The organism is Bartonella sp. WD12.1, assembly GCF_002022415.1.
Lineage (GTDB): Bacteria > Pseudomonadota > Alphaproteobacteria > Rhizobiales > Rhizobiaceae > Bartonella.
This window is the reverse complement of the sequence record NZ_MUBG01000001.1, coordinates 1,255,449-1,277,659: the sequence shown is the minus strand read 5'-3', so window position 1 is coordinate 1,277,659 and position 22,211 is coordinate 1,255,449. Positions and strand designations below refer to the sequence as shown.

The 22,211-nt window shown below is 37.7% G+C and carries 16 protein-coding genes; 13 read left to right on the top strand and 3 right to left on the bottom strand.

Annotated elements, in window-relative coordinates:
• Position 1 precedes the first annotated feature (1 nt).
• From flgA to BWD121_RS05700, 7 genes are all read left to right on the top strand, one after another.
• Positions 2–460: a flagellar basal body P-ring formation chaperone FlgA gene (gene flgA, locus BWD121_RS05730; protein ID WP_078663723.1), complete on the top strand. Its 459-nt coding sequence runs from the start codon at positions 2–4 to the stop codon at positions 458–460.
• Positions 460–1,698, top strand: a complete 1,239-nt coding sequence (locus BWD121_RS05725; RefSeq protein ID WP_078663722.1) for a flagellar basal body P-ring protein FlgI — start codon at positions 460–462, stop codon at positions 1,696–1,698. The genes flgA and BWD121_RS05725 overlap by 1 nt, the downstream gene beginning before the upstream one ends.
• Positions 1,695–2,462, top strand: coding sequence for a MotE family protein (locus BWD121_RS05720; RefSeq protein ID WP_078663721.1), 768 nt, complete (start codon positions 1,695–1,697; stop codon positions 2,460–2,462). Before BWD121_RS05725 ends, BWD121_RS05720 begins: the two co-directional genes overlap by 4 nt.
• A gap of 74 nt (positions 2,463–2,536) precedes the next feature.
• Complete coding sequence (gene flgH, locus BWD121_RS05715; RefSeq protein ID WP_143245272.1) at positions 2,537–3,205, top strand: flagellar basal body L-ring protein FlgH; 669 nt, start codon at positions 2,537–2,539, stop codon at positions 3,203–3,205.
• A 110-nt stretch (positions 3,206–3,315) separates the two neighbouring features.
• The gene (locus BWD121_RS05710; protein ID WP_078663720.1) at positions 3,316–3,813 is read left to right on the top strand and encodes a flagellar basal body-associated FliL family protein; all 498 of its coding nucleotides are present in this window, start codon (positions 3,316–3,318) and stop codon (positions 3,811–3,813) included.
• Positions 3,810–4,571: a flagellar type III secretion system pore protein FliP gene (gene fliP / locus BWD121_RS05705; RefSeq protein WP_078663719.1), complete on the top strand. Its 762-nt coding sequence runs from the start codon at positions 3,810–3,812 to the stop codon at positions 4,569–4,571. Before BWD121_RS05710 ends, fliP begins: the two co-directional genes overlap by 4 nt.
• Positions 4,572–4,772: 201 nt before the next feature.
• On the top strand, positions 4,773–5,921 hold the full coding sequence (locus BWD121_RS05700) for a hypothetical protein (protein WP_078663718.1): 1,149 nt from the start codon (positions 4,773–4,775) through the stop codon (positions 5,919–5,921).
• A 112-nt stretch (positions 5,922–6,033) separates the two neighbouring features.
• Here BWD121_RS05700 and BWD121_RS05695 read toward each other — a convergent pair whose 3' ends face one another.
• The 3 genes from BWD121_RS05695 to BWD121_RS05685 form a co-directional block, all read right to left on the bottom strand.
• Entirely contained in the window at positions 6,034–8,328 is a 2,295-nt protein-coding gene (locus tag BWD121_RS05695) for an autotransporter outer membrane beta-barrel domain-containing protein (RefSeq protein WP_158078248.1), read from the bottom strand.
• A gap of 319 nt (positions 8,329–8,647) precedes the next feature.
• Positions 8,648–10,984, bottom strand: a complete 2,337-nt coding sequence (locus BWD121_RS05690; protein WP_078663716.1) for an autotransporter outer membrane beta-barrel domain-containing protein — start codon at positions 10,982–10,984, stop codon at positions 8,648–8,650.
• A 545-nt stretch (positions 10,985–11,529) separates the two neighbouring features.
• Entirely contained in the window at positions 11,530–15,060 is a 3,531-nt protein-coding gene (locus BWD121_RS05685; RefSeq protein ID WP_158078247.1) for an autotransporter outer membrane beta-barrel domain-containing protein, read from the bottom strand.
• Positions 15,061–15,514: 454 nt separating this feature from the next.
• On the opposite strand from BWD121_RS05685, the gene fliF reads away from it, so the two are divergent.
• The 6 genes from fliF to BWD121_RS05655 are packed head-to-tail and all read left to right on the top strand — an operon-like array spanning position 15,515 to position 22,149.
• On the top strand, positions 15,515–17,182 hold the full coding sequence (gene fliF, locus BWD121_RS05680; protein WP_078663714.1) for a flagellar basal-body MS-ring/collar protein FliF: 1,668 nt from the start codon (positions 15,515–15,517) through the stop codon (positions 17,180–17,182).
• A gap of 22 nt (positions 17,183–17,204) precedes the next feature.
• Entirely contained in the window at positions 17,205–17,957 is a 753-nt protein-coding gene (locus BWD121_RS05675) for a hypothetical protein (protein ID WP_078663713.1), read from the top strand.
• On the top strand, positions 17,954–19,135 hold the full coding sequence (locus BWD121_RS05670; protein ID WP_078663712.1) for a flagellar motor protein MotB: 1,182 nt from the start codon (positions 17,954–17,956) through the stop codon (positions 19,133–19,135). Before BWD121_RS05675 ends, BWD121_RS05670 begins: the two co-directional genes overlap by 4 nt.
• Positions 19,132–20,466, top strand: a complete 1,335-nt coding sequence (locus BWD121_RS05665; protein WP_078663711.1) for a chemotaxis protein — start codon at positions 19,132–19,134, stop codon at positions 20,464–20,466. Before BWD121_RS05670 ends, BWD121_RS05665 begins: the two co-directional genes overlap by 4 nt.
• Before the next feature lie 2 nt (positions 20,467–20,468).
• On the top strand, positions 20,469–21,620 hold the full coding sequence (locus BWD121_RS05660) for a flagellar hook-length control protein FliK (protein ID WP_078663710.1): 1,152 nt from the start codon (positions 20,469–20,471) through the stop codon (positions 21,618–21,620).
• 52 nt (positions 21,621–21,672) lie between these two features.
• Positions 21,673–22,149 (top strand): transglycosylase SLT domain-containing protein, encoded by a 477-nt coding sequence (locus BWD121_RS05655; RefSeq protein WP_240536709.1) that lies wholly within the window; start codon positions 21,673–21,675, stop codon positions 22,147–22,149.
• The last annotated feature ends 62 nt before the right edge of the window (positions 22,150–22,211 follow it).

The following is a 22,211-nucleotide window of genomic DNA, read 5'->3' as shown; positions in this document are numbered from 1 at the left end:
TATGAAAAAGCTTTTGCTTCTACTTACAGCCTTTTTGTTATCATTCTTTTCATCGACAGTAGTTTATGCTGACCGGGTCAGTTTTCTCGTTCCTAATAAGTCCGTTTATGCTGGCCAGCGTGTGAGTGATGTAGGTTTAAGCGAAAAAAGTTTTTTTATAAAATCTGAAGCTGCTTCTTTGTATGCTACACAGATGAATCAGCTTCTTAATAAGGTTGCAAAACGCACCTTAACAGCTGGTCGCCCCATTTCACTTTCTTCTTTGGGGGACCCGGTTTTAGTCGAGCGTGGTCAAACAACCAAATTAATTTTTCAAACAAATAATTTGCAGATCACTGCTTTGGGTGTGGTTTTACAGTCGGGATCCTCAGGCGATCTTATTCGAGTTCGTAATGCCGATTCAGGCCGTATTGTGATGGGCACTGTTTTACAAAATGGTGACGTGAGAGTAGGTTTTTAATGGTTACTCGTTCTCTTTCTCGTTTCTTTTTTGCTTCTTCGATAGGCTTTTTTTCAGTCTTTATCCCAGCATTTGCGGATGAAGGGGGCAAAAATGTAGAACAGTATACCTCTCCAGCGGCATCTGATGCTGCTTGGTTAGGATCTGGTGGTGATCCTGCTAAAATGTATTACGCTGATTTGGCTCGCCCAGGTGCGGTCGCACGCTTGAAAGATATTGCAGAAATTCAAGGTGTGCGTTCCAATCAATTGGTAGGCTATGGTTTGGTGATTGGTTTGAATGGTACAGGTGACTCTTTACGAAATGCACCTTTTACAGAGCAAGCTATGCGAGCCATGCTTGATAATTTGGGAATGAGCCCTCCTGCTGGTGCATCACGTGCCAATAATATCGCTGCTGTTATCGTTACGGCTGAGATGGTGCCCTTTGCTACTCCAGGATCACGCATTGATGTGACGGTTTCTGCGTTGGGAGATGCAACGTCTTTGCAAGGTGGCACATTGGTGATGACACCGCTTCTTGGGGCGGATGGTAAAACTTATGCGGTAGCGCAAGGTAATATGGTTATTTCTGGTTTTGGTGCTCAAGGTGTGGCAGAAAGTGTGACGCAAGGTGTTCCAACATCGGGTCGTATTCCTAATGGTGCGTTGGTGGAGCAGAAGATTGAGGGCAATTTCAACCAAGGTAATGAGGTTATTTTGGAATTGCGCAACTCTGATTTTTCAACAGCTGTTCGTGTGTCAGATTTAATTAATATTTTTTCCAATAAGCGTTATAAGCATAATGTTGCTAAAGAACGCGATGCGAAAACTGTTATTTTAAATAAACCCCGCAATATTTCAATGGCGCGTTTTATTTCTGAAATTGAAATGCTTCCTATTCCTACAGATGAAGTGGCACGTGTGGTTGTTGATGAACGTACAGGGACTGTTGTCATTGGTGAAAAAGTACGTGTTTCACGTGTGGCGATTTCACACGGAAGTTTGACAGTTCGTGTAACAGAAGAGCCAGCTGTTTCACAGCCAAATCCTTTTAGTGATGGAGATACGGTTGTTGTGCCCAGAACATCTGTTGATGTTGATCAGCCAGTATCCAACATTGGTATTTTAGATGGGGTAGATTTAGATAATCTTATTAAAGGGCTTAATCAAATTGGTGTCAAACCAACAGCCATTATAGCAGTTTTGCAGGCTATTAAAACTGCAGGTGCTCTTCATGCGGAGCTTGTTGTTCAATGATAAAATTACAGTTTTATTCTTCTTGGTTTTATGTAGCGATGCTCATTGTGTGTGGAGCCGGCAAGGGTTATGCGCAAGATGCACTTGATCTAAGCCCTGAGCCAATGTTCATTTTTGCTTCTGTTGCTAATCCAGCACAAAAATCGGCGCCAGCTCCTTCATCCACAAAGAAGGTTAAATCTGCAAACCGGTTGGATCAGGCAAAAGCACCTACAAAGGCGTCTACAGCAGCACCAACAAAGACACCTACAACAATATCTACGACAACACCTGCAGATAGTGCTTCAGAAACAAAGGCTTCACCTGTTTCATCGACACAAGGTTTGTCTAAGAAAGATACAGAAGAAGTAGAACGTTTTTGTGACAATATTGGCAGTCAGGCTGCAGATGCGCGTTTTCAATTGCAACGTCAACAATTACAACAGTTGCGTGATCAAATTGATGAACGTGTAAAAACTTTAGAAGAAAAACGGCGCGAATATGAAGTTTGGCTGGAAAAGCGTAATGAATTTTTGTCAATGGCAGAGGATTCTTTGGTTGAGATTATTTCAAAGATGCGTCCCGATGCAGCAGCTGCTCAATTAGCTTTAATGAGTGACCTGGTGGCAGCTTCACTTGTGCTTAAGCTTAGCCCTAAAATATCAAGTGCTATTATGAATGAATTACCTCCTGAAAAATCAGCTGAATTAACGCAAATACTTGTGAGTGCACAACAAACCTCGTCAAAAAAGAAACAAGCACAACAAGTGATTGATACAAAGTAATGATGAAAGTGAAAAAGATGAAACACAGTCAAAAACACTCTTTACACTTTTTTTTAAAGGCTGGCATAACTTTAATGTTAATGCCATTGGCTGCTTGTTCTTATAATCCGAAGGATTTTAATTCCGCACCAGATTTTTCTCCCGTACGTGCAGATTTAGGCTTTGCACCTTCACGTGCAGCCCATTTTTATCCACTTGCACCAAAAGAGAGTAAATATTCGCTCTATCGTCCCAATGTTGTTAATAACTTTTATCGTGATCCACGGGCAATGAAGCCTGGTGATGTATTAACTGTGCAAATATTTATTAATGATCGTGCCAGTTTCAATAATAAAAGTGATTTAAAGCGCGATTCCAGTTCCAAATATACTGTTGGAACAGAGTATTCATTTTTAGAAAAGCTTGCAGGTGGTGTTGAAGCATCATCATCAAACCAATCTAAAGGTGATGGTAAAGTAGAGCGGCAAGAAAACATTCGCCTTTCCATTGCTGCTGTTGTAACAGATGTTTTGCCAAATGGTAATTTGGTTATTAGCGGTTCGCAGGAAGTGCGGGTTAATTATGAAATGCGTATTCTCAATATTGCGGGGGTTGTTCGTCCACGTGATATTTCTGGCAATAATATGATTGATTATGACAAAATTGCTGAAGCACGCATTTCATATGGAGGGCGTGGACGTATGAGTGAGATACAACAACCTCCTTACGGTCAACAATTACTCAATCAAATTGCACCTTTCTAATTCAATTATACTATAAAGGTCTTTTTAAAATTTGAGATTTGTTCAATAATAATTGCAGGTAATCAATATAATAACTGCACATCATTATTTATGATAATAAGGGGTTCTTTATGGCAGAAGCGCCGAAGGAAGAAGAAAAAACAGAAAAAAAAGACGATAGTGTGAAAACATTATTGATCGTTGGGGTTGTTTTGACAGTCGTTGCTGCAGCTTCTGGGTGGCTTCTTGGTATGTGGGTGAGTAAAGAAGTAACACCAAGTTCCAATGATTCTAAAGAACCAGTGGCAAAAACTTCAGCAAGTTTGATTATGGACGATTCACGTATGATTATTTTGCCTCCTATTTTGACTAATATAGCGGTGCCAGATAAAACTTGGATTCGAATGGAGATTGCGTTAGTTGTTAAACCTGGTGAAAATATTTCGTCAGATATGGTAGCTGATATATCGAATGATTTTGTATCGTTTTTACATCAAATGACGATTGAACAAGTAAAGGGGCCATCGGGTTTAATGAATTTACGTAGCGATCTTTTTGATCGCGCTAAAATTCGTTCTGACGATAAAATAAGCAATATTTTGATTTCGAGTTTGGTAATAGAACAATGAAGAAATTTGTCGGTTTTGTATTCATGATGCTTTTGTTGGTAACAACAGATGCTACAGACGTGTTTGCACAACAAACAAATTTGGCAAGCACTGGAGGCCTTTCAGGGCTCCTCGCACCAACTGACGGCAAAATTAGTGGACGGATTGTTCAGCTTTTTGGCTTGTTGACCGTTTTGTCAGTGGCGCCTGGTTTGTTAATTATGGTGACGAGTTTCACCCGTTTTGTTATTGCCTTTTCGCTTTTGCGTTCAGGTTTAGGATTGCAAACGACACCTTCTAACCTGGTAATGATATCATTGGCTTTATTTATGACCTTTTATGTGATGGCGCCGACATTTAATACTGCTTGGGAGCAGGGGGTTCAGCCATTAATAAAAAATGAAATCAGCGAACAAAAAGCGATAGAAAAAATTAGCCAACCCTTTCGTGAGTTTATGATATCGCAAGTTCGTGAGAAAGATCTTGATCTATTTGTTGATCTTTCCGACCCTTCTTTTAATGTTACAACAGGGGCTGATATTGATTTTCGGGTCTTAGTTCCTGCTTTTATGATTTCTGAGTTACGCCGTGGATTTGAAATTGGCTTTCTTATTGTTTTACCTTTTTTGGTAATAGATCTTGTTGTGGCGACATTGACAATGTCAATGGGAATGATGATGCTTCCTCCAACAGTTATTTCTTTACCGTTTAAAATTTTGTTTTTCGTGTTAATCGACGGTTGGAATCTGCTCGTTGGAAGTTTAATAAGATCTTTTTAAATATAGTTAATATAGCCATTAACTATATTTAATATATATTTGTATTTAAAATACAAATATACTTTACAATGTACTTTATTATTATAAACATAAAGATATACTTTATTTTTTTATATTTCTAATAGATATTTATTGTTTTGATGCAAAGCTTGGGGGAGGGTCCCTAGCATATCCCATCTATTTTTCTTTGGGGCTATAATTATGGATATAAACTTATTGGCAAATCAGTCAGCGGTTGCATTGCAAACACCACAATCAATTGATAATCATTCAAACCGAGTACAAGATCAGCGCGAAGCAGAGCTACAAATTCGCAATACGCCAGATTATGCTACTTATGGATCAATTTCATCAATGATGAAATATGACAGTGTTACAATAGTTTCAGTTGTTGATGCTATTAAGCAGAGCAAAGAGCAGGTTGAAGTTGCAAAGAGTGTGGTTGATCTTGCTAAAGATTCGTTAAATACAATCGAAAAGTTAGTGGTTTCTGCATACACAAAGGATTCTGAAAATTTTTCAAAGATTCAAGATTATATTGCAGAACATGTGAAAGATCTCTCTTATGCTATTGAAGAGGCTGCTGTTAATGCAGGAAATATTGTTGCCAATGGTGGGATGAAAGCTAAAATTCCTTCTTCTTATAGGCATGAAGGTTTAACAGTTTATGTTGATAGCATTGAAATTGGCGGTCCAGAATTGAACTTTGGTGTTTTTAATATCGATGGCACAATCGATATGTCTAAAGGCATTTTGAAGAATATTTTTAACACAGGTACAATAACAAATTTTGATGCAACCAAAGTGGCGTTTGATGCGGTACAAAAAGACGTTCAAAAATTAAAAGATACTTTTATTCAAGCAACAACTCACTACGCTGCTGATTCTTCGTTGACTCATAAAGTGGTGTATAATGATGTTCAACAAGCTATTGATGACAATGCAAAAGATAATAAAGCTTTAAATAATGCAAAAGCTGAACTTAAGACAGTTGCAAATGGCATTTCTCTGGTAGATTTTGTAAAAATGAGGGATATTGATCAATTATCTACTGAAGTACGTGATATCCTTTTTGAGAGTCTTCAGAACAATATTCAAAATTCAATTACTTCAATTTTAACTGCAGAAGCTAAAATTAATTCTACAATTGATTTAATTGATATTCAACCTGAACTTGTCAAAACATTAGTTGGGAATATCGATTCAAATATTAGGGCTTTAGTTGATATTAATCTGGATGCTGAATCAGCACGTCTATCAGCTTTACAGATACAAAAACAACTTAGTGCTCAGACATTCCCAATTGCTAATCAAAACACCTATCGTACTTTAGCTCTTTCACAAAAATAGAAAAGCAACTTTTTAGGTAAGCTAATTCCTTTTTAGTAACGCAATAAAACGCTAACATATCAAAAAGACAAGCACGTAAAATTATCTTTTTGATCAAAGTAAAATAATGTTTTTAAAAATGATAACGCAATGTTCCTGAGAAAATAGCTCCAGACAAGCCAGCTTTTTGAAGTTTTTGCTGATAGCTAATATCTCCATGGAATGTAACGCTTTGAATAAGTTCTGCATTAACACCTATCCCCCCTTCAATTGCAGGTCCTATAGGGTCAAAATAGAAACTCTTCTTGCAAACTTGTACGGTTCCTCCATCACCAAAAACACTGACAAGATTAAGTTTACCATAGAAAGAAAGGGTACGACCATCTTCAAACTGGTTAACATTCTTAACCAAACGCCCACCCATACGAATTGACCACTGATAAGGATTGCTGATATCCACCTTAAATTTATCGGCATCTTGAATAGTATTAAACATCAATTGCTGATAAGCAATCTGTGTCTGTGGTTCAAATACCAAGTCTTCAATGCTAGTTACTAGCCGTTTTCCCAAAGTAGCAGACGCACTCCATGTTTTAGCATCATCCACTCTTGCAGTTTGACCAATAATGGCATTGGAGATATTTCCTCTAAAGAGACCATAGGATAAGAACGTATTAATGTACGCTCCACTGTCATGCTGTATGCTGCTGTATGCTGTGAAAAGCCATTTATCGAATGTAGTCTTCTTAACATCTGCCATATTTTGTGGCGTGAAAGACAGTTTTCCATAAGTGCCTAAAAGCCCGAAATATGAAGAAGTATTTTCCCCTTCCAATGCAGCCAATGCAACACCCGTTTGTATTGCAGCATAACCAATATCAGCATCATAACCGTATTCAAGGGCAGTGCGGTTAGATGATAACGTCACCTTGTTTCCATAAGAAGATATGAAAAAGAAAAGTTTCTTATTATCTTTCATTTCCCATGGCATTGGGCGAATATTGGTTAAGAGAGCATTTTGATTTTCAATATCAGTGAAACCTGCAGCAAATAAAGCATTTGGCATCACTAAATAGTTTGCCATTTGCGGTAAAAGAGCCTTTACGTCTGAGTTAGGAAGGTATTGATTTTGCAGGCGGAAATCCCAAAAAGCACTATTATGTGGATTTATATCCGATAAGGTTTGACTGACATTAGCTATACCATTACGTGATGTCGGCCCATAGGCATTCAACGTATATTTGTAAGGTGAACCGTTGATTGTCATATAACCTTTCGCTAGTTTAAAGGAATTCTCTGCTGCATTTCCGAAAACTTGGATAAGAGAAATCCCACGTTTATTTAAAGAAAGAGAGTCAGTTATAAACAGAAAATTAGCTGAATTTGAAACATTTTCATGAATATTGACATATACTGTTGTTGATCCTGATACGTTTCCCTTAATAAATAGGCGGTCAGCTTTTCGCCCATTAGTATTTAAATAGAGTTTAGTATTACTTCCTGCATTATAGACTTCTCGGGTACCAGGATCTCCCGATCCTACATACAATGTTTGATAATGACCTTGTGCTGGGCTTTCAAAAATAATAGTACTATCGTTGACATTAAGCACAGAAATATCAGAACGGGATCTTTGAGCAATATCAAGAATTAATGCTGTTGGAATAGAACCAAGCATATTATCTTGCGCATTTGTTTCTGTTTTACTAACCCTTAAGATCCATGTAGAACCATTATTGAGATTTAAAACTGTTTTTTGCCATAAACGGCCAAACGACACACTTCGCTCATTATAATATGCTTGATATGCCTGTATTGCTTGATAATATCTGCTTGTTCTTTGAGCAGTCATTTGTGAAGAAATTGATTCTGTAGGATCTTCTCCATTGATAGATTGTGGAATGTAGATCTGTGTTCGACGATTTGTATTATGGTTACGTATCGACCGTGCCTTTGCTTCGTCTATATCTTTTTGTTTTAAAATCCTTGTACCCCCTTTTAAAATAGAGTGATCTGCGGTTAGTGTAAGAGTACCAATGTTGTCCCCTTCACGCACTCTATTTTTAACTAAAACATCAGCATCAATTTCTGAATTTTTAAGAAATACTTTACTGTTTGCAAAAGGTCCTAAAATACCCATACCACTTTTAACAAACAGCTTTGTATTGAGCAACCTTACTACATCGGTATCCTCTCTTAAATCAAATTGTTTGTAAGAAAAGAAAGAGATACCAGCTCCACGCTCGACAGTTACGAATGACCTTGAAAGATTGATCTTACCATCTGAAACTGACAAACCAACTTGTCCTCCTGTTGCATGAATATCTTCAGCATTAATAGTTGCACCATTCGTTACACTAAGAGCATAAAAACCTGAAACGTTTCTTCCTACTATTGTTTTTGACGAAGAACGAGATCCATCAACCATTATTGCATTTATTGCATTACTACTGTTTGCATAGCTATTACCTATTTTGTTTCTTAGATCCCTAGGTATGATTAAAGAAGAGCTCTCGGTACGCGACAATACCAATTCTCTATCATTTTGTGCATAACTCGTGTTATAATAAGAACATAAAAAAAATCCACTTACGGTACATAACAAAAGGCTTTTTTTACGCATGTATATATCCTTAAATAGTATTTCTCTTCTAAGATCTCTAAATAATCATTTAACTTATTATGTATTTTATGTAAAGTATAAAACACAATATATATTTTATAACTTAAAGATATGTAAACACTTTTTAAAAATGATAACGCAATATTCCTGAGAAAATAGCTCCAGATAAACCAGCTTTTTGAAGTTTTTGCTTATAGCTAATATCTCCATGGAATGTAACGTTTTGAACAAACTGTGCATTAAAACCTATTCCTCCTTCAATTGCAGATCCTATAGAATCAAATTGGAAGTTCTTCTTGCCTGCTTGTATTGTTTTTCTTTCACCAAAAGTACTGATAAGATTGAGTTTACCATAGAAGGAAAGGGTACGACCATTTTCAAATTGATTAACATTTTTAATTAGGCGCCCACCCATACGAATTAACCACTGATAAGGATTGTTCATATTCACCTTAAATCTATCGGCATCTTTAATAGTGCGAAACACCAACTGCTGATAAACAATCTGTGTTTGCGGCTCGAACACCAAGCCTTCAGCACTGGTTGCTAACTGTTTTCCCAATGTAGCAGATGCACTCCATGTTTTTGCATCATCCACTTTTGCAGTTTGACCGATAATGGCATTGGAGATATTACCTCTCAAGAAACCATAAGACAAAAGCATATTAACGTATACCCCACCATTATGCTGTATACTACTATAGGCTGTGAGGGTCCATTTATTGAGTGTAGTCTTCTTAACATCTGCCATATTTTGTGGCGTGAAAGACAGTTTTCCATAAGTGCCTAAAAGCCCGAAATATGAAGAAGTGTTTTGTCCTTCTAATGCGGTCAATGCGACACCTGTTTGTATCGCAGCATAGCCGATATCAGCACCATAGCCGTATTCAAGAGCAGTGCGGTTAGATGATAAAGTCGCTTTATTTCCGTAAGAAGACAAGAAGAAAGAGCTCTTTTTATTGCTTTTCATTTCCCATGGCATTGTTCGAATGTTAGTTAAGAGGGTATTTTGATTTTCAATGTCAGTAAAACCTGCAGAAAATAAAGCACTCGGCATCACTAAATAGTTTGCCATTTGCGGCACAAGAGCTTTTATCTTTGCACTGGAATCGAGGTATTGATTTTGTAGGCGGAAATCCCAAAAAGCATTATTATGCGGATTTACACCAGGCAATTTTTGGTTGATATTAGCTGCACCACGGCTTGATTTTGGTCCATAAGCATTCAACACATATTTGTAAGGTGAATCGTGAACGGTGGTATAGCCATTTGCTAATTCAAAGGAATTTTCTTTTGCATTTCCAAAAACTTGGATTAAAGAAATTCCACGTTCATTCCACGGATGAAATACAGTTACGTCTGCAGGATCTCCGTAAACATTGATATGGACTGTTGTTGAGCCTGTTACATTACCAAAGATGAAAAGGCGATCAATTTTTTGTTGATGTGCACTCTTATTATCACTCCACTGAGCATTTAAGTAAAGATTTACATGACCTTTTGCATTGTAAACTGCCTCACGGCCATCTGTTCCTGTTCCTACATACAATGTTTGATAATGACCTTCTGTTGGGCTTTCAAAAGCAACAGTACTATCGCTGAGATTAAGTATAGAAATATCAGAACGAGATCTTTCCGTAATATCAAGAATCAAATTTTTTCGAAGGGGACTAAGCATATTATCTTGAACATTTGTTTCTGTTTTACTAGCCCTTAAAATCCATTTAGAACCATTGTCGAGATTAAAAATTATTTTTCGTTGTGGAATTGTAGAGGAGATTGAAGATTGGTTATTACGATGTTGTATTACATTTGCAGCTTCTCGTTGTGATGCAGATTCTTCTTGTAAAAATCTTGTACCACCTTCTAAGGTAGAGTGAATTGCAGTTAGCATAAGAATGGCATTATTGTTTTCTGGATGCGCTTTATTTTTCACTAAAACATCAGCGCTAATTTTTGAATCTCGGAGGATTATTGCACCGTCTGCAAAAGGCCCTAAAATACCTATACCACTTTTAACAAACAACTTTGTATTGAGAAATGTTACTACATTAGTATTATATCCTCTATGAGGTATTATTGGCGGTTGAAAGGCAATACCAACTCCGCGATTGGTAGTTATGATTGAATTTTTAAGGCTAATTCTCCCATCTGAGGCTACCAAACCAACATGCTCTGCTCTTGCACGAATGCCTGTGCCACTAATACTTCCACCATTCGTTGCGCTAAGAGCATAAAAACCTGAAACACTTCCTCTATTCATTGTAATTGTTAAAGGATAGCGATCAGCCTTTATTGCAATTTCTCTGTCATAAATGCTTAAATTATTTGAGAATATTGGCTGGCTATTAATATTAGATGAAACTCTCCCTATTGTATCACTATATGCATAACTTATGTTATAATAAGAACAAAATAAAACCCCACTCATTGTGCATAATAAAAGACATTTTTTACGCATCTATGTACCCTTAAATATTTATCCACCTCCTAAATTTGTTAAAAGCGTTTAACTTATTCTGTATTTTATGTAAAGAATAAAAAACAATATATATTTTATTATTTAAAAGATAAAAACATTTTTTTTAGATGGTAATGCAATGTTTCTGAGAAAATTTCCGGATAATCCGGCTTTTTGAGTTTTTTCTGATGATAAAATTTCTAGGGAGTGTGATATTTTGAACGCGTTTCATATAAATTTTCTCCTTTTTTAATGTGGATTCTATAGGATTAAAGGAGAAGTTATTGTTGGCTTATATTGTTATAATCGCCAGAAGTTTTGGTGATGTTCAATTCACCTTCACTATAGAAGGTAACGTTACAACTGTTGATGTTAGGCACTTTCAATCGTTAATTACAACAACATCGTGTATTAATTTTTCCCAGAAATAAAGAGGAAGTTTCCTTTTGATGACCAGTTTTTATGTGATGGGGTAAAAGGATTTTATATATTAAAAAGGCAGCACATTGTGCTGCCTTTTTAATCAAAGTGAATATTATTTTGTTTTAAAAACGGTACTTCAATCCCCCTGAGAGAGTCGCTCCAGATATACCAGCTTTTTGAAGTTTTTGCTGATAGCTAATATCCCCGTGGAGTGCGATATTCTGGAATAGTTGCGCATTGACACCTATTCCTCCTTCAATTGCTGATCCCATAGGATCAAGATGGAAGCTATCACCAACGCGTATTGTTCCTTCATCACCAAAAGTACTGATAAGGTTCAGTTTACCATAGAAGGAAAAGAGATGACCATCTTCAACACGGTTAACATTTTTAGTTAAACGTCCACCCATACGAACGGCCCACTGATGAGGATTGCCTACATCTACCTTAAAGTTATTAGCATCTTGAATGCTACCCAACAACAATTGCTGATAAGCAATTTGCACCTGTGGTTCAAACATCAATCCTTCAACACTGGTTGCTAGCTTTTTACCCAAAGTAGCAGATGCACTCCATGTGTTCGCATCGTCTAATTTTGCAGTACGACCAATGACAGCATTGAAGACATTTCCTTTCAAGAGACCATAGGATAAGAGCGCATTGAAGTACACTCCATTATTATTTTGCACACTACTATAAGCTGTAACACCCCATTTTTCGAGTGCAGTTTTGTCAACATCTGCCATATTTTGTGGCGTGAAAGATAGCTTTCCGTAAGTTCCTAAAAGCCCAAAGTGTAAAGAGGTGTTTTGCCATTCCAATGGAGCCAATGCAACGCCTGTTTGTATTGCAGCGTAACCGATATCAGCACCATAACCATATTCGAGAGCAGTGCGGTTAGACGATAAAGTTGTTTTACTTCCATAGGAAGACAGGAAGAAAGGATTCTTCTTCTCATTTTGCATTTCCCATGGCATTGCTATCCGAATATCGGTTAAGAGAGCATTTTGATTTTCGATATCAGTGAAACCAGTGGAGAATAAAACACTAGGCATCACCAAATAGTTTGCCATTTGTGGCACAAGAGCTTTTACGTTTGAATTGGCAAGGTATTGATTTTGTAAACGGAAATCCCAGAAATCATTACCTTTAGCACCATCATTGCGGACACTTTCATCATCTGCAACAGGATCTTTCTCAATCAACATTTGGTTAGCACTAGTCGAACCTTTACTGGATTCTGGCCCATAGGCATTCAGTGTATATCTATAAGGTGAACCACTAACTGTAGTATAACCATTTGCTAATTTGAAAGAATTTTCTTCTGCTTTTCCAGAGACTTGGATTAGAGAAATTCCACGTTCATTCGAAGGGACAAAACCAGCAGCTTCTGTAGCACTTCCTTGGGTGTTAACATACACTGTTGTTGATCCTGACACATCACCTTTAATGAGCAGATGATCAGCTTTTTGATCTTTTATCTCCTTACCATCACTCCATTCAGCATTTAGGTAGAGTTTAGCATTACCTTTCGCGTTATAGACTTTTTGTGTACCAGGATTTCCTGATCCTACTTGCAATATCTGATAATGACCCTCTGTTGGACTATCAAAAACAATGGAACTATCGTTGAGATTGAGTATAGAAATATCAGAACGAGATCTATTAGCGATAGGAGCTAACTGATCTTTCTCACCTTTTTCTGTTTTACTGGCCTTTAAAATCCATTGAGAGCCATTGTTGAGATCGAAGATTATCTTACCTTCCTCTCCAGTACCTACACGGCCTTCTAGGATAGAGTGATCTGCGGTTATAGTAGCTTTAGCCTTCTCTGTGACTGTCAGTAGAACATCAGCACGAATTTCTGAATTTTTAAGCGTGATATCATTATTAAAAGCCTTAGGGGCACGCTCTTCAGATGATCTAAGATCTTCTTGACCTTCATCTTCATCGTGAGAAGCATCATTAAGATAAATACCAGTACCATTTTTAACAATAAGTTTTGTATTGGTAAAATTGACTTTATTATCTCCCTTTTGTTCGTTGTATAATTCTAAACCGACTTTATCTGCTGTTGCAGAAACATTGGCAATATCAATTTGCCCTCCTTCTTTTACATAAAAGGCAACACCATCCTGCTCGTCGGGATTATCTCCTGCAATTGCAGTAACAGAACCACCATTCATTGTAACTTTCGTGTTTTCACCTTCTGCAAACAAACCAATACCTTGATTGGATGTAACGGCAACGTTTGTAAGAGCAATTTGCCCTCCATCTTTTGCATAAACTGTGTTCTTTCCGCTAACTTTTCCTCCCACCATTGTAATTTGTGCTTCTTGTGCTTCTGCAGACAGTCCTTTTTCTTTAGACGTGATTGCTACGCCATTTAAGTTAATAGCACTCTTCTTTTTAGCTTCCACTGCTGTTTTTTTATCTGCAGTAATAGAGCCACCATTCATTGTGATTTTTGCTTCTTCTTCTGCGACTAATCCGGCATTTTCAGATGTGACTTCAACATTATTAAGTTCGACAGCACCTTTACTCTTTACTGCTGCATTAGTCGCCTTAATAGAGCCCCCGTTCATTGTGATTTTTGATTCTTGGTCTGCAAACAGTCCTTTATCTTTAGACGTGATTTTTACACCGTTGTTTAATTCTACAACACTTTTTTCTACAGCCTCTACTGCCATTTTATCTGCTGTAATAGAGCCGCCATTCATTATGATTTGGGCTTCGTTACTTGCAGATAGCCCTCTCTTTACAGATTTAATTGTTACAGCATCGTTTAAAATGACAGTGCTGTTGTATTGAGCTTTTACCGCTACGCTTGCATCAATAGAGCCGCCATTCATCATGATTTGCGCCCCTTTGCCTGCAAATAGTCCACGATCGCCAGACTCAACTGTCACTTTGTTTAAGTTGATAATACCTTTATTTCTAGCCTCCACAGCTGTTTTTTCTGCATTGACAATACCACCGTTCATTGTGATCGTTGTTTCTTCTCCTTCTGCAGACAATCCAACACCATCAGATAGGATTGTTTCAACATTGTTTAAGGTGATAATACTCTTATCTTTAGCTTTGACTGCTATAGCAGAGCCATCACCTCTTACATTTACATTACTAAAAAGGTCACTAGACGCACCTTTACCTGCATCAATAGAGCCACCATTCATTATGATGTGTGATCCACCCGTCGCAACCAATCCTTGTTTTTCAGATGTCATGAGAACGTCATTTAATGTAACAACACCCTTGCTTGCAGCAGATACTGCTACATCAGTTATAACAATAGTGCCGCCAGTCATCATAATTTGAGCATCTTTTTCTGCCTTAAGACCAGTCGCAAGTTGCTCAATGGATGTATTGCCCTTCAACTCAATCACACTTCCCGAGTCGCTAGCGCTTGCGCCAGTTCCTTTACCTTTTTCCTTAGCAGTCAACGTTAATTTGCTACCGTCAATTTTACCACCCCCTGTTGCACTAACAGCGCTTCCGCCCTCATCTTTAGCTTCGTACTTCTGACCAGAAACCATCTGCGGATCTTGGCTACCAGTAGCGCTAAGAGTGTTCGCTGCATGTACATTAAGATGGGCACTAAACAATACGATAGTTGCAGTTGCTGTAGATAATAAAAGGGACTTTTTGTGCATAATACTTTCCTTACTTATAAACCCCATATTGACCCCTCCCCGCTTATAAGAAGGAAACAAATGGATTATTTAGAGCAATAAATATTTCATTATAACTTATCTGTAAAGAAAAAAAATAATTTTGCACATTTAAAGATAAATTATAGTAAAATACATATTGTTTATTTATGAAATACATATTGTATTTATATGTATTTATGTTGTAAGCATAGATATAGTGTAAAAGTTAATTTTTTGACTTCTTTCTTTTATTAAAAGACGATATTATTATTAACATAATGTTTTAAGATAATAGTCAATAGGTATCATGAGATTTTTTTGTTGAGAGTGGGCATCATTTTCGCGCAAGTTTTATTTCTTATGACTTCAGGGAAAAAGAGTAGATAAACAACTATAGAAAAGTTGTCTTTATTTAGCTCGAAATGGGTTTTTTCAATAAAAATGGTGCAACTATATGCTTGATAAACTTTTGGCTTTTCTTTCTTCTTCCGGGCAAGCTCTTCAGAAATTAGGGGTAAAACGTCTTGTTGCGCTTGGTCTGGTTGGAATCACGTTATTTGGAACGATTTTATTTTCCAGTTTTTATTTAACACGTCCTTCTTATGAGACACTTTATATTGGTCTTTCTCGTGATGATGTGAACCGTATGGGGGTGGCTTTGGGTGAAACGGGAATTGCTTTTGATGTTTCTTCCGATGGAAGTTCTATTCAAGTTCCTGTGGGGCAGGCGGAAAAGGCTCGGATGTTTCTTGCAGAAAAAGGGCTTCCTACATCAAATAATGCAGGGTATGAATTGTTTGATAATATGGGGTCATTGGGGTTAACATCTTTTATGCAGGAAATTACTCGCCAACGTGCTTTAGAAGGTGAGATTGCCCGCACAATTCAAGTTGTGCAAGGTGTAAAGGCTGCACGTGTTCATATTGTTTTGCCAGACAAAGGGTCATTCCGTAAGGCTAATCAGAAGCCTACAGCTTCTGTTGTAATTCGTACAGATGGTGGTTTTTCAGCTGAATCTGCTCAATCTATTCGCCAGTTGGTATCTGCAGCGGTTCCTTCGCTTGAAGCAAGTTCTGTTACAGTTATGGATACACGGGGGCAGTTATTGGCTTCTGGGGTTGATGCGGCGAATGGAGCTTCTGTTCGGATGGCTTTGCTTGAACAACAAGTTGCATCACAAATTGATGCTAATATTCGTAAGCAATTAGTACCTTACCTTGGCCTTGATCACTTCCAAACTAGTGTGCAAGTTGATTTAGATACAAACCGTCAACAGATTAATGAAACTGTTTTTGATCCGGAATCGCAGGTTGTACGTTCTGTGCGCTCTGTGCGTGATCAAGCGGACAGTCAAAATAGCCGCAATAATGATGCTGTTGGGGTGGAGCAAAATATTCCACAAGAGGAAATTGCTAATGGTGGTGGAGAACGCTCAACTGATAAAAAAGACCGTCGTGAAGAAACTACTAATTATGAAATTAACTCTAAGGTTATTTCCACTGTTAAAGATGGTTATAGCGTGAAAAAACTGGCTGTTGCTATTGTGGTAGATCGTGCACGTTTGGCTCTTGCAAAAGGTAATAATGGAGATTCTGAAAGTTTCATTAATGATGAAATTAATCGTATTCAGCAGATGGTAGCAACAGCTGCAGGGCTTGATCCAAAACGTGGTGATGTTATCAATGTTACAGCAGTTGATTTTATGGGCTATTCTGATAAAGATCTAACACCTATGCAAACGCCTATTTGGAAATCATTGTCACCTTATTTATCCAGTTTTGTTAACGGATTGGCTTTGGTTGTTGCTGTCTTGTTGATTTTGTTCTTAGGTGTGCGCCCATTGATGCGTGAAATGCGTGAGGGACAAAAGGCTCTTGATAATGAAGCAAATGCTTTGGCAGGTCTTAAAGATGTGCCTGCTTTAGAAAATCAATCTAACACTAATGGAGAATTTGGTGGAATTGCAGGGGTAAAAGATGATACGCTTAATGACTTGCGCAGTCGTATGCGTGTAGCACCCCAAAATCGTCTTGAGCAAATGATAGAAATGGATGAACAACGCTTTGCTGAGGTTTTACGTGAATGGGTTAATGATGCCAATGCAACTGTACAGCCCGCATAGATTTGCTAAAGTGAGATGTTGAATGGAAGCGATCAATGGAATGAAAAAGATAGGTGAAAAATTTAAAAGAGAAGCAGGTGTATCACTTGCTTCTTTTCTGAGTGATTTTTCACCTGTCGATGAAGATACAGAAGTTTTACTTTTTAATGATGAAAGTGAACAGACATGTGATAACGAGAAATATGAAGAATTTTTGTTATCCGGTACTGATTTTTTAGAAGAAGGTATGGAAGAGATGTTGCCTCTCCATGTTGCTTCTGAAAATGGTGTTGATTTTGCAGTTGTCGAACAAAAGACTTTTGATCAGGTTGAACAAGAAACGACAGAAAAGTTGCAAAAACAATTTGCGGCTGAAAAGCAACAAATGGAAGAAGAGCATGCCAAAGCTATTGAAGCGGCTAAGCAAGGTATGGTTGAAACCCTAGGTGCTCAGATGCACAGCCAATTAATAGAAGGGTTTGCTGATTTACGTCAAGGGATTGCTAGAGATATTGCGCAGGTACTTGCTGCTTTTATTGGTGAGAAAATTACGCAAGAAGCACTTCAACAATTTGCTACAAAGATGGTAAATCAAGTTATTGATGCAGAGCAGTCTTTAGTGTTGGAAGGAAATGAAAAACTGTTTGAACAGCTCAAGAAACAGGAGGGGTTTGATGCTTCTAAATTTGAATTTCAATCAACTAACAGTACAGAGATACGTTTGCGTCGCGGTAACGTGGTTACCGCTACACAGCTGACTCCATTATTGACGACGTTACAGGAGTTGGTTCAATGAAATCTGAAGATGGACAGTCTCACTCTGAAATTATTATTGTTCGTCGTGGGGGACATGGCGATCATGATGAGCACCATGGGGGCGCTTGGAAAATTGCTTATGCTGATTTTGTGACGGCAATGATGGCGTTTTTTCTTGTGATGTGGCTTGTTAACGCAAAAGATGAAGAGACTAGAGAAGCTATTGCAAATTATTTTAATCCAATCAAACTTACGGATTCTCAAACAAGTAGCCGTAGTATTCAGAAAAAAAATGATGTTGAGGATGACAAGATTTGTCCTGTTGGTCAGACATGTGGAGGCGATAGCAAATCAGAGAGCGTTCAGCCGGTTTCTTTGGAAGAAACAGAATTAATGCGTGATCCCTATGGCGGATTAGACAAAATTGTTCAATCTCAGCAAAATATGCAGGATCTTTCTGAGAGTGATGGAAAGCATGAAACTCTTATGGGTAATAACAAGGGTGATTCGAAAGAAAATTTACCAGTAACTGATTATCGTGATCCATTTTCCCCTCATTATTGGAAGGAAAATGTGGCACCTGATAACAGCACGTTGAATGGACAACCAATAGAATGGAAAGAAGGTCAGGCACAGCAACAACTTGCGCAAGAAGATACCTCTTCTCAGGAGTCACGTGATTTTGCAAAAGAGGTGGCGGATCTTATTAAAAAAATAACTGATGAAAATCATTTATCGGCTAATGTGTTTCCAATCAGAGAAGGTGTTATGATTGAGTTGATGGATCAGCCTGAGTATGAAATGTTTAAAGTTGGTTCATCTGTTCCTACAGCACAAACAGTTGGATTTATTGATCGTATAGCAAAGGTTATTGCAAAGCATCCAGGAGATGTGGTGGTTAGTGGACATACTGATGCACGCCCTTACCGTAATGCAGCTCGTGATAATTGGCAACTTTCAACATCGCGTGCTCAGATGGCTTATTATATGTTAGTGCGCGGTGGTTTGGATGAAAGACGCATTTTGCGTGTTGAAGGTTATGCAGATCGGGATTTAAAGAACAAACAAGATCCTTATGCTTCTGAAAATCGACGTATATCCATTTTTGTACGGGATCCGAATGTTGATCGTACACAGAAAATGCCTGCATTACAAAAGGCCTTGTCTAAACATCCAAAACAAATGGAACCAGTTTCTCAAAAGGAAAAAACACCATGATTGTGAAAAGAGCGTATGGTGCTGGTCTTTTGTTTTTTATAACATTTACACAAGTTTTTGCGCAAGGCGCAGGGGGTTCTTCACAGTCAGTTTCTTATAAAAAAGCTAAGGAAATGTTTGTAGTGCAGGCTGTGCCCTCTTCTAAATCTGAGGAGTCTTCTGTTGGGTCAGAGGTTATTTTATCTCATCCAATGCAGCTTGTTCGTTCTTTACAAAATTTACAAGATCAAATTGTATCAGGCCAAGAAGAAGTACTGCGAAAACAACCGCAGCTTTTAAGAGAAATTGGTGAAAAATTTTTAAGTTTTAATCCTAATATTTGGAAAGATAAGCAAAATCTTTATGCATTATTAATTTACCTTTTTAATGGTGGCAACCCTTCGGTTGTGCGCGTAATTTTAAAAAATTATGGCCAAGGGATGATTGCAGAAAATATAATGACTGGTGCTTTGGCTTATTTGTCTCATAAACAAGAAGTCTTTTTTAAAACTTTTGCAAATTTAACCGATGAAGATATTCAATCTATTCCACCTGCTTTATTCTTTTCTATCATTCTTTCTACGGTTGGTAATACGATTATAAAAGATCCTGTTTTGGCGATGAAACAATTGGATCAAGTAAGGCTTCTTTCCCCGGGAACTTTATTTGAAGAAAGTGCAATTCGTCGTGAGATTAAGGTTGTGACGATTCTTGGTGAGACAGATCTTTTGACTTTATTAGTGCGCAATTATGCAAGTCGATTTGGGAAGTCACCTTATGCGAAGGACTTTTGGCGTGAGTTTGGAATTGCTATACCACGCATTGATGAGAAATTAGATGATCAACAGTTAGAGGCATTGATTTCGTATGCGCCGCCTATGGTACAATTAATGGCATATATGGATGTCAGTCGCACTGCATTGATTGGTGCGCGTATGGAAAGAGCGCAATTGAGTGCTCAAAAAGCTTTAACATTGGCGCATGAACTCAATGTAAATGATACACCAGCCCGCCTTTATTATGCTGCTAGTTTAGCTAGTTCTGTAACAGCACATGAAGCGGAGCAATTGTTACAGAATATTTCAGACAAAGATTTATCAAAAAAAGATTACTTATTATTTATTGCTGTGCAGGCTGTGGCACAAAAGGTTACTTCTTCTCTAGTGGATGGTCAAAAAGAAGTTAAGACACAAGATTCTATACAACCACAAAATCAAAAAGAGTTAGATATAATGTCAAAAGAAGCTGTTGAGCAACAAAATGCTCCATCTTCTACATCAACAGAAATAAATCAGCTTATCGAGCAAGCACAAGAAAAAATAGACGAAGTCGATAAATTATTGGGAACATAGATATGATGATAAATACTGATGAATTGTGTGATATTCTTTCTACGTCAGTGTCTAAAGTTAATAAGGCTTTGGTTCAATCAAAAGAAGGCGGAGACAATCAGTTGCGTGAAGCGTTTAAAGCGCTGGTTAGCCAAGGTACGAAGCTGTTGGATGAAAAGGTTCTTGAAGAAGATTTTTCTCAGGCAATAGAAGAAGAAGCTTTAAAAGAAGATTTAGAACAGGATGATGTTGAAACTTTAAAAACAAAAGATAAGCGTTTAATAGATAAAAAAAGAGTTTCTCTTCAAGACGTTTCGTATCCTTTATGCTTGGTACAGCAGTTTGTGAAACAAGAAAAAATTGCGCAAGAACAAGAATCAGACAGATTTGAAAAAAATGAGAACGTACCGTCTTTTGTGAAGGGTAATGTGCAAGATCAAAAGATTGCAGAGATTCAAAAAACGGATGTGGTTAAAGATGAAATCCAAGGAGAGAACCAAACTAAAGCCGTTGAAAAAAATCCACTTGCACAGAAATTTGTACCAAATTTTACGCACAGTGTTACACAAAATAGTGAACCATTAATGGCCCGTTTGGAGGTGGGGGTTGAAAAATCTCAACTTCTAGAGGATTTGGAAATAGGTGATAAACTTACTCTTGAAAAAGAAAATTCTGCTTTAATCAATAAGTTAAGTGATGTTGACATTACGTTGAATAAAAAGGTTGGCCATGTGCAGCTTTTGCGTTTGAAGTTAACACCTGCTGAGCTTGGGACGATTGATGCTAAATTGCGTATGAGTGCGCAAGGGCTTCATGTTGAATTGTATATTCAACGTCAAGAAACAGCACGCCTTTTGGCTAACAATCAACAGATGTTGGTCCGCATTTTGGAAAAGGTTCCTGTTAATGATGACAGTCGCGTATTAGTCAGTATTATTGATAAAAATGTTCAAACTATCCAGCATGGTCAGTCTTTGCAGATGGATCAAGGGGCAGGGCAGAATGATAGTGGACAAAATTTCAATGGTCAGCGTCGGGCTTTTGGTCATAAGGGTCAGAATGAACAAAATGAATCAAAGCAATTTTTCAAACAATTTTTATTGGTGGATTCATCGCTGTTGGATGTTTCCGTTGATAATGTTCACCCACATAATCCTTATCGGTTGGTTGTGTAGCTTTGTTACACTGAGCAGTGCTATAGCTGCTGGAAATGTGTGTGAAGCGGAAATGATTGGCACCTCTAAGCGTTATGGTATTCCTTTGGGTATTCTTTATGCGATTGGTTTAACAGAGACAGGTCATAAAGAATCACTTCAGCCTTATGCATTAAATATTGATGGCAAAACTGTTTTTGCTAAAACGCAAGCGGAAGCTTTACGTATTTTTAAAACTGCCCAACAGCGTGGTGCTAAATTAATCGATGTAGGTTGTATGCAAATCAACTATTTTTATCATCGTAAGCATTTTTCTTCTGTAGCAGAGATGCTGCAACCTCATGTTAATGTAGATTATGCAGCGCGCTTTTTACTGAGTTTGCATCAAAAAGAAGGCAACTGGACTATGGCAGTTGCACGTTATCACGCTGGCCCCAATAATGACCCAGCCCAAAAACGTTACGTATGTCGTGTTATGCGTAATATGATTGCAAGCGGTTTTGGTCAATGGACTCCTAATTCTCGAGCATTTTGTAAAAACGCACCTTGAATCATTTTTGAAGAAAAAATGGCATATTGTTTCATTTTGAACAATTTTATATACATTAAACA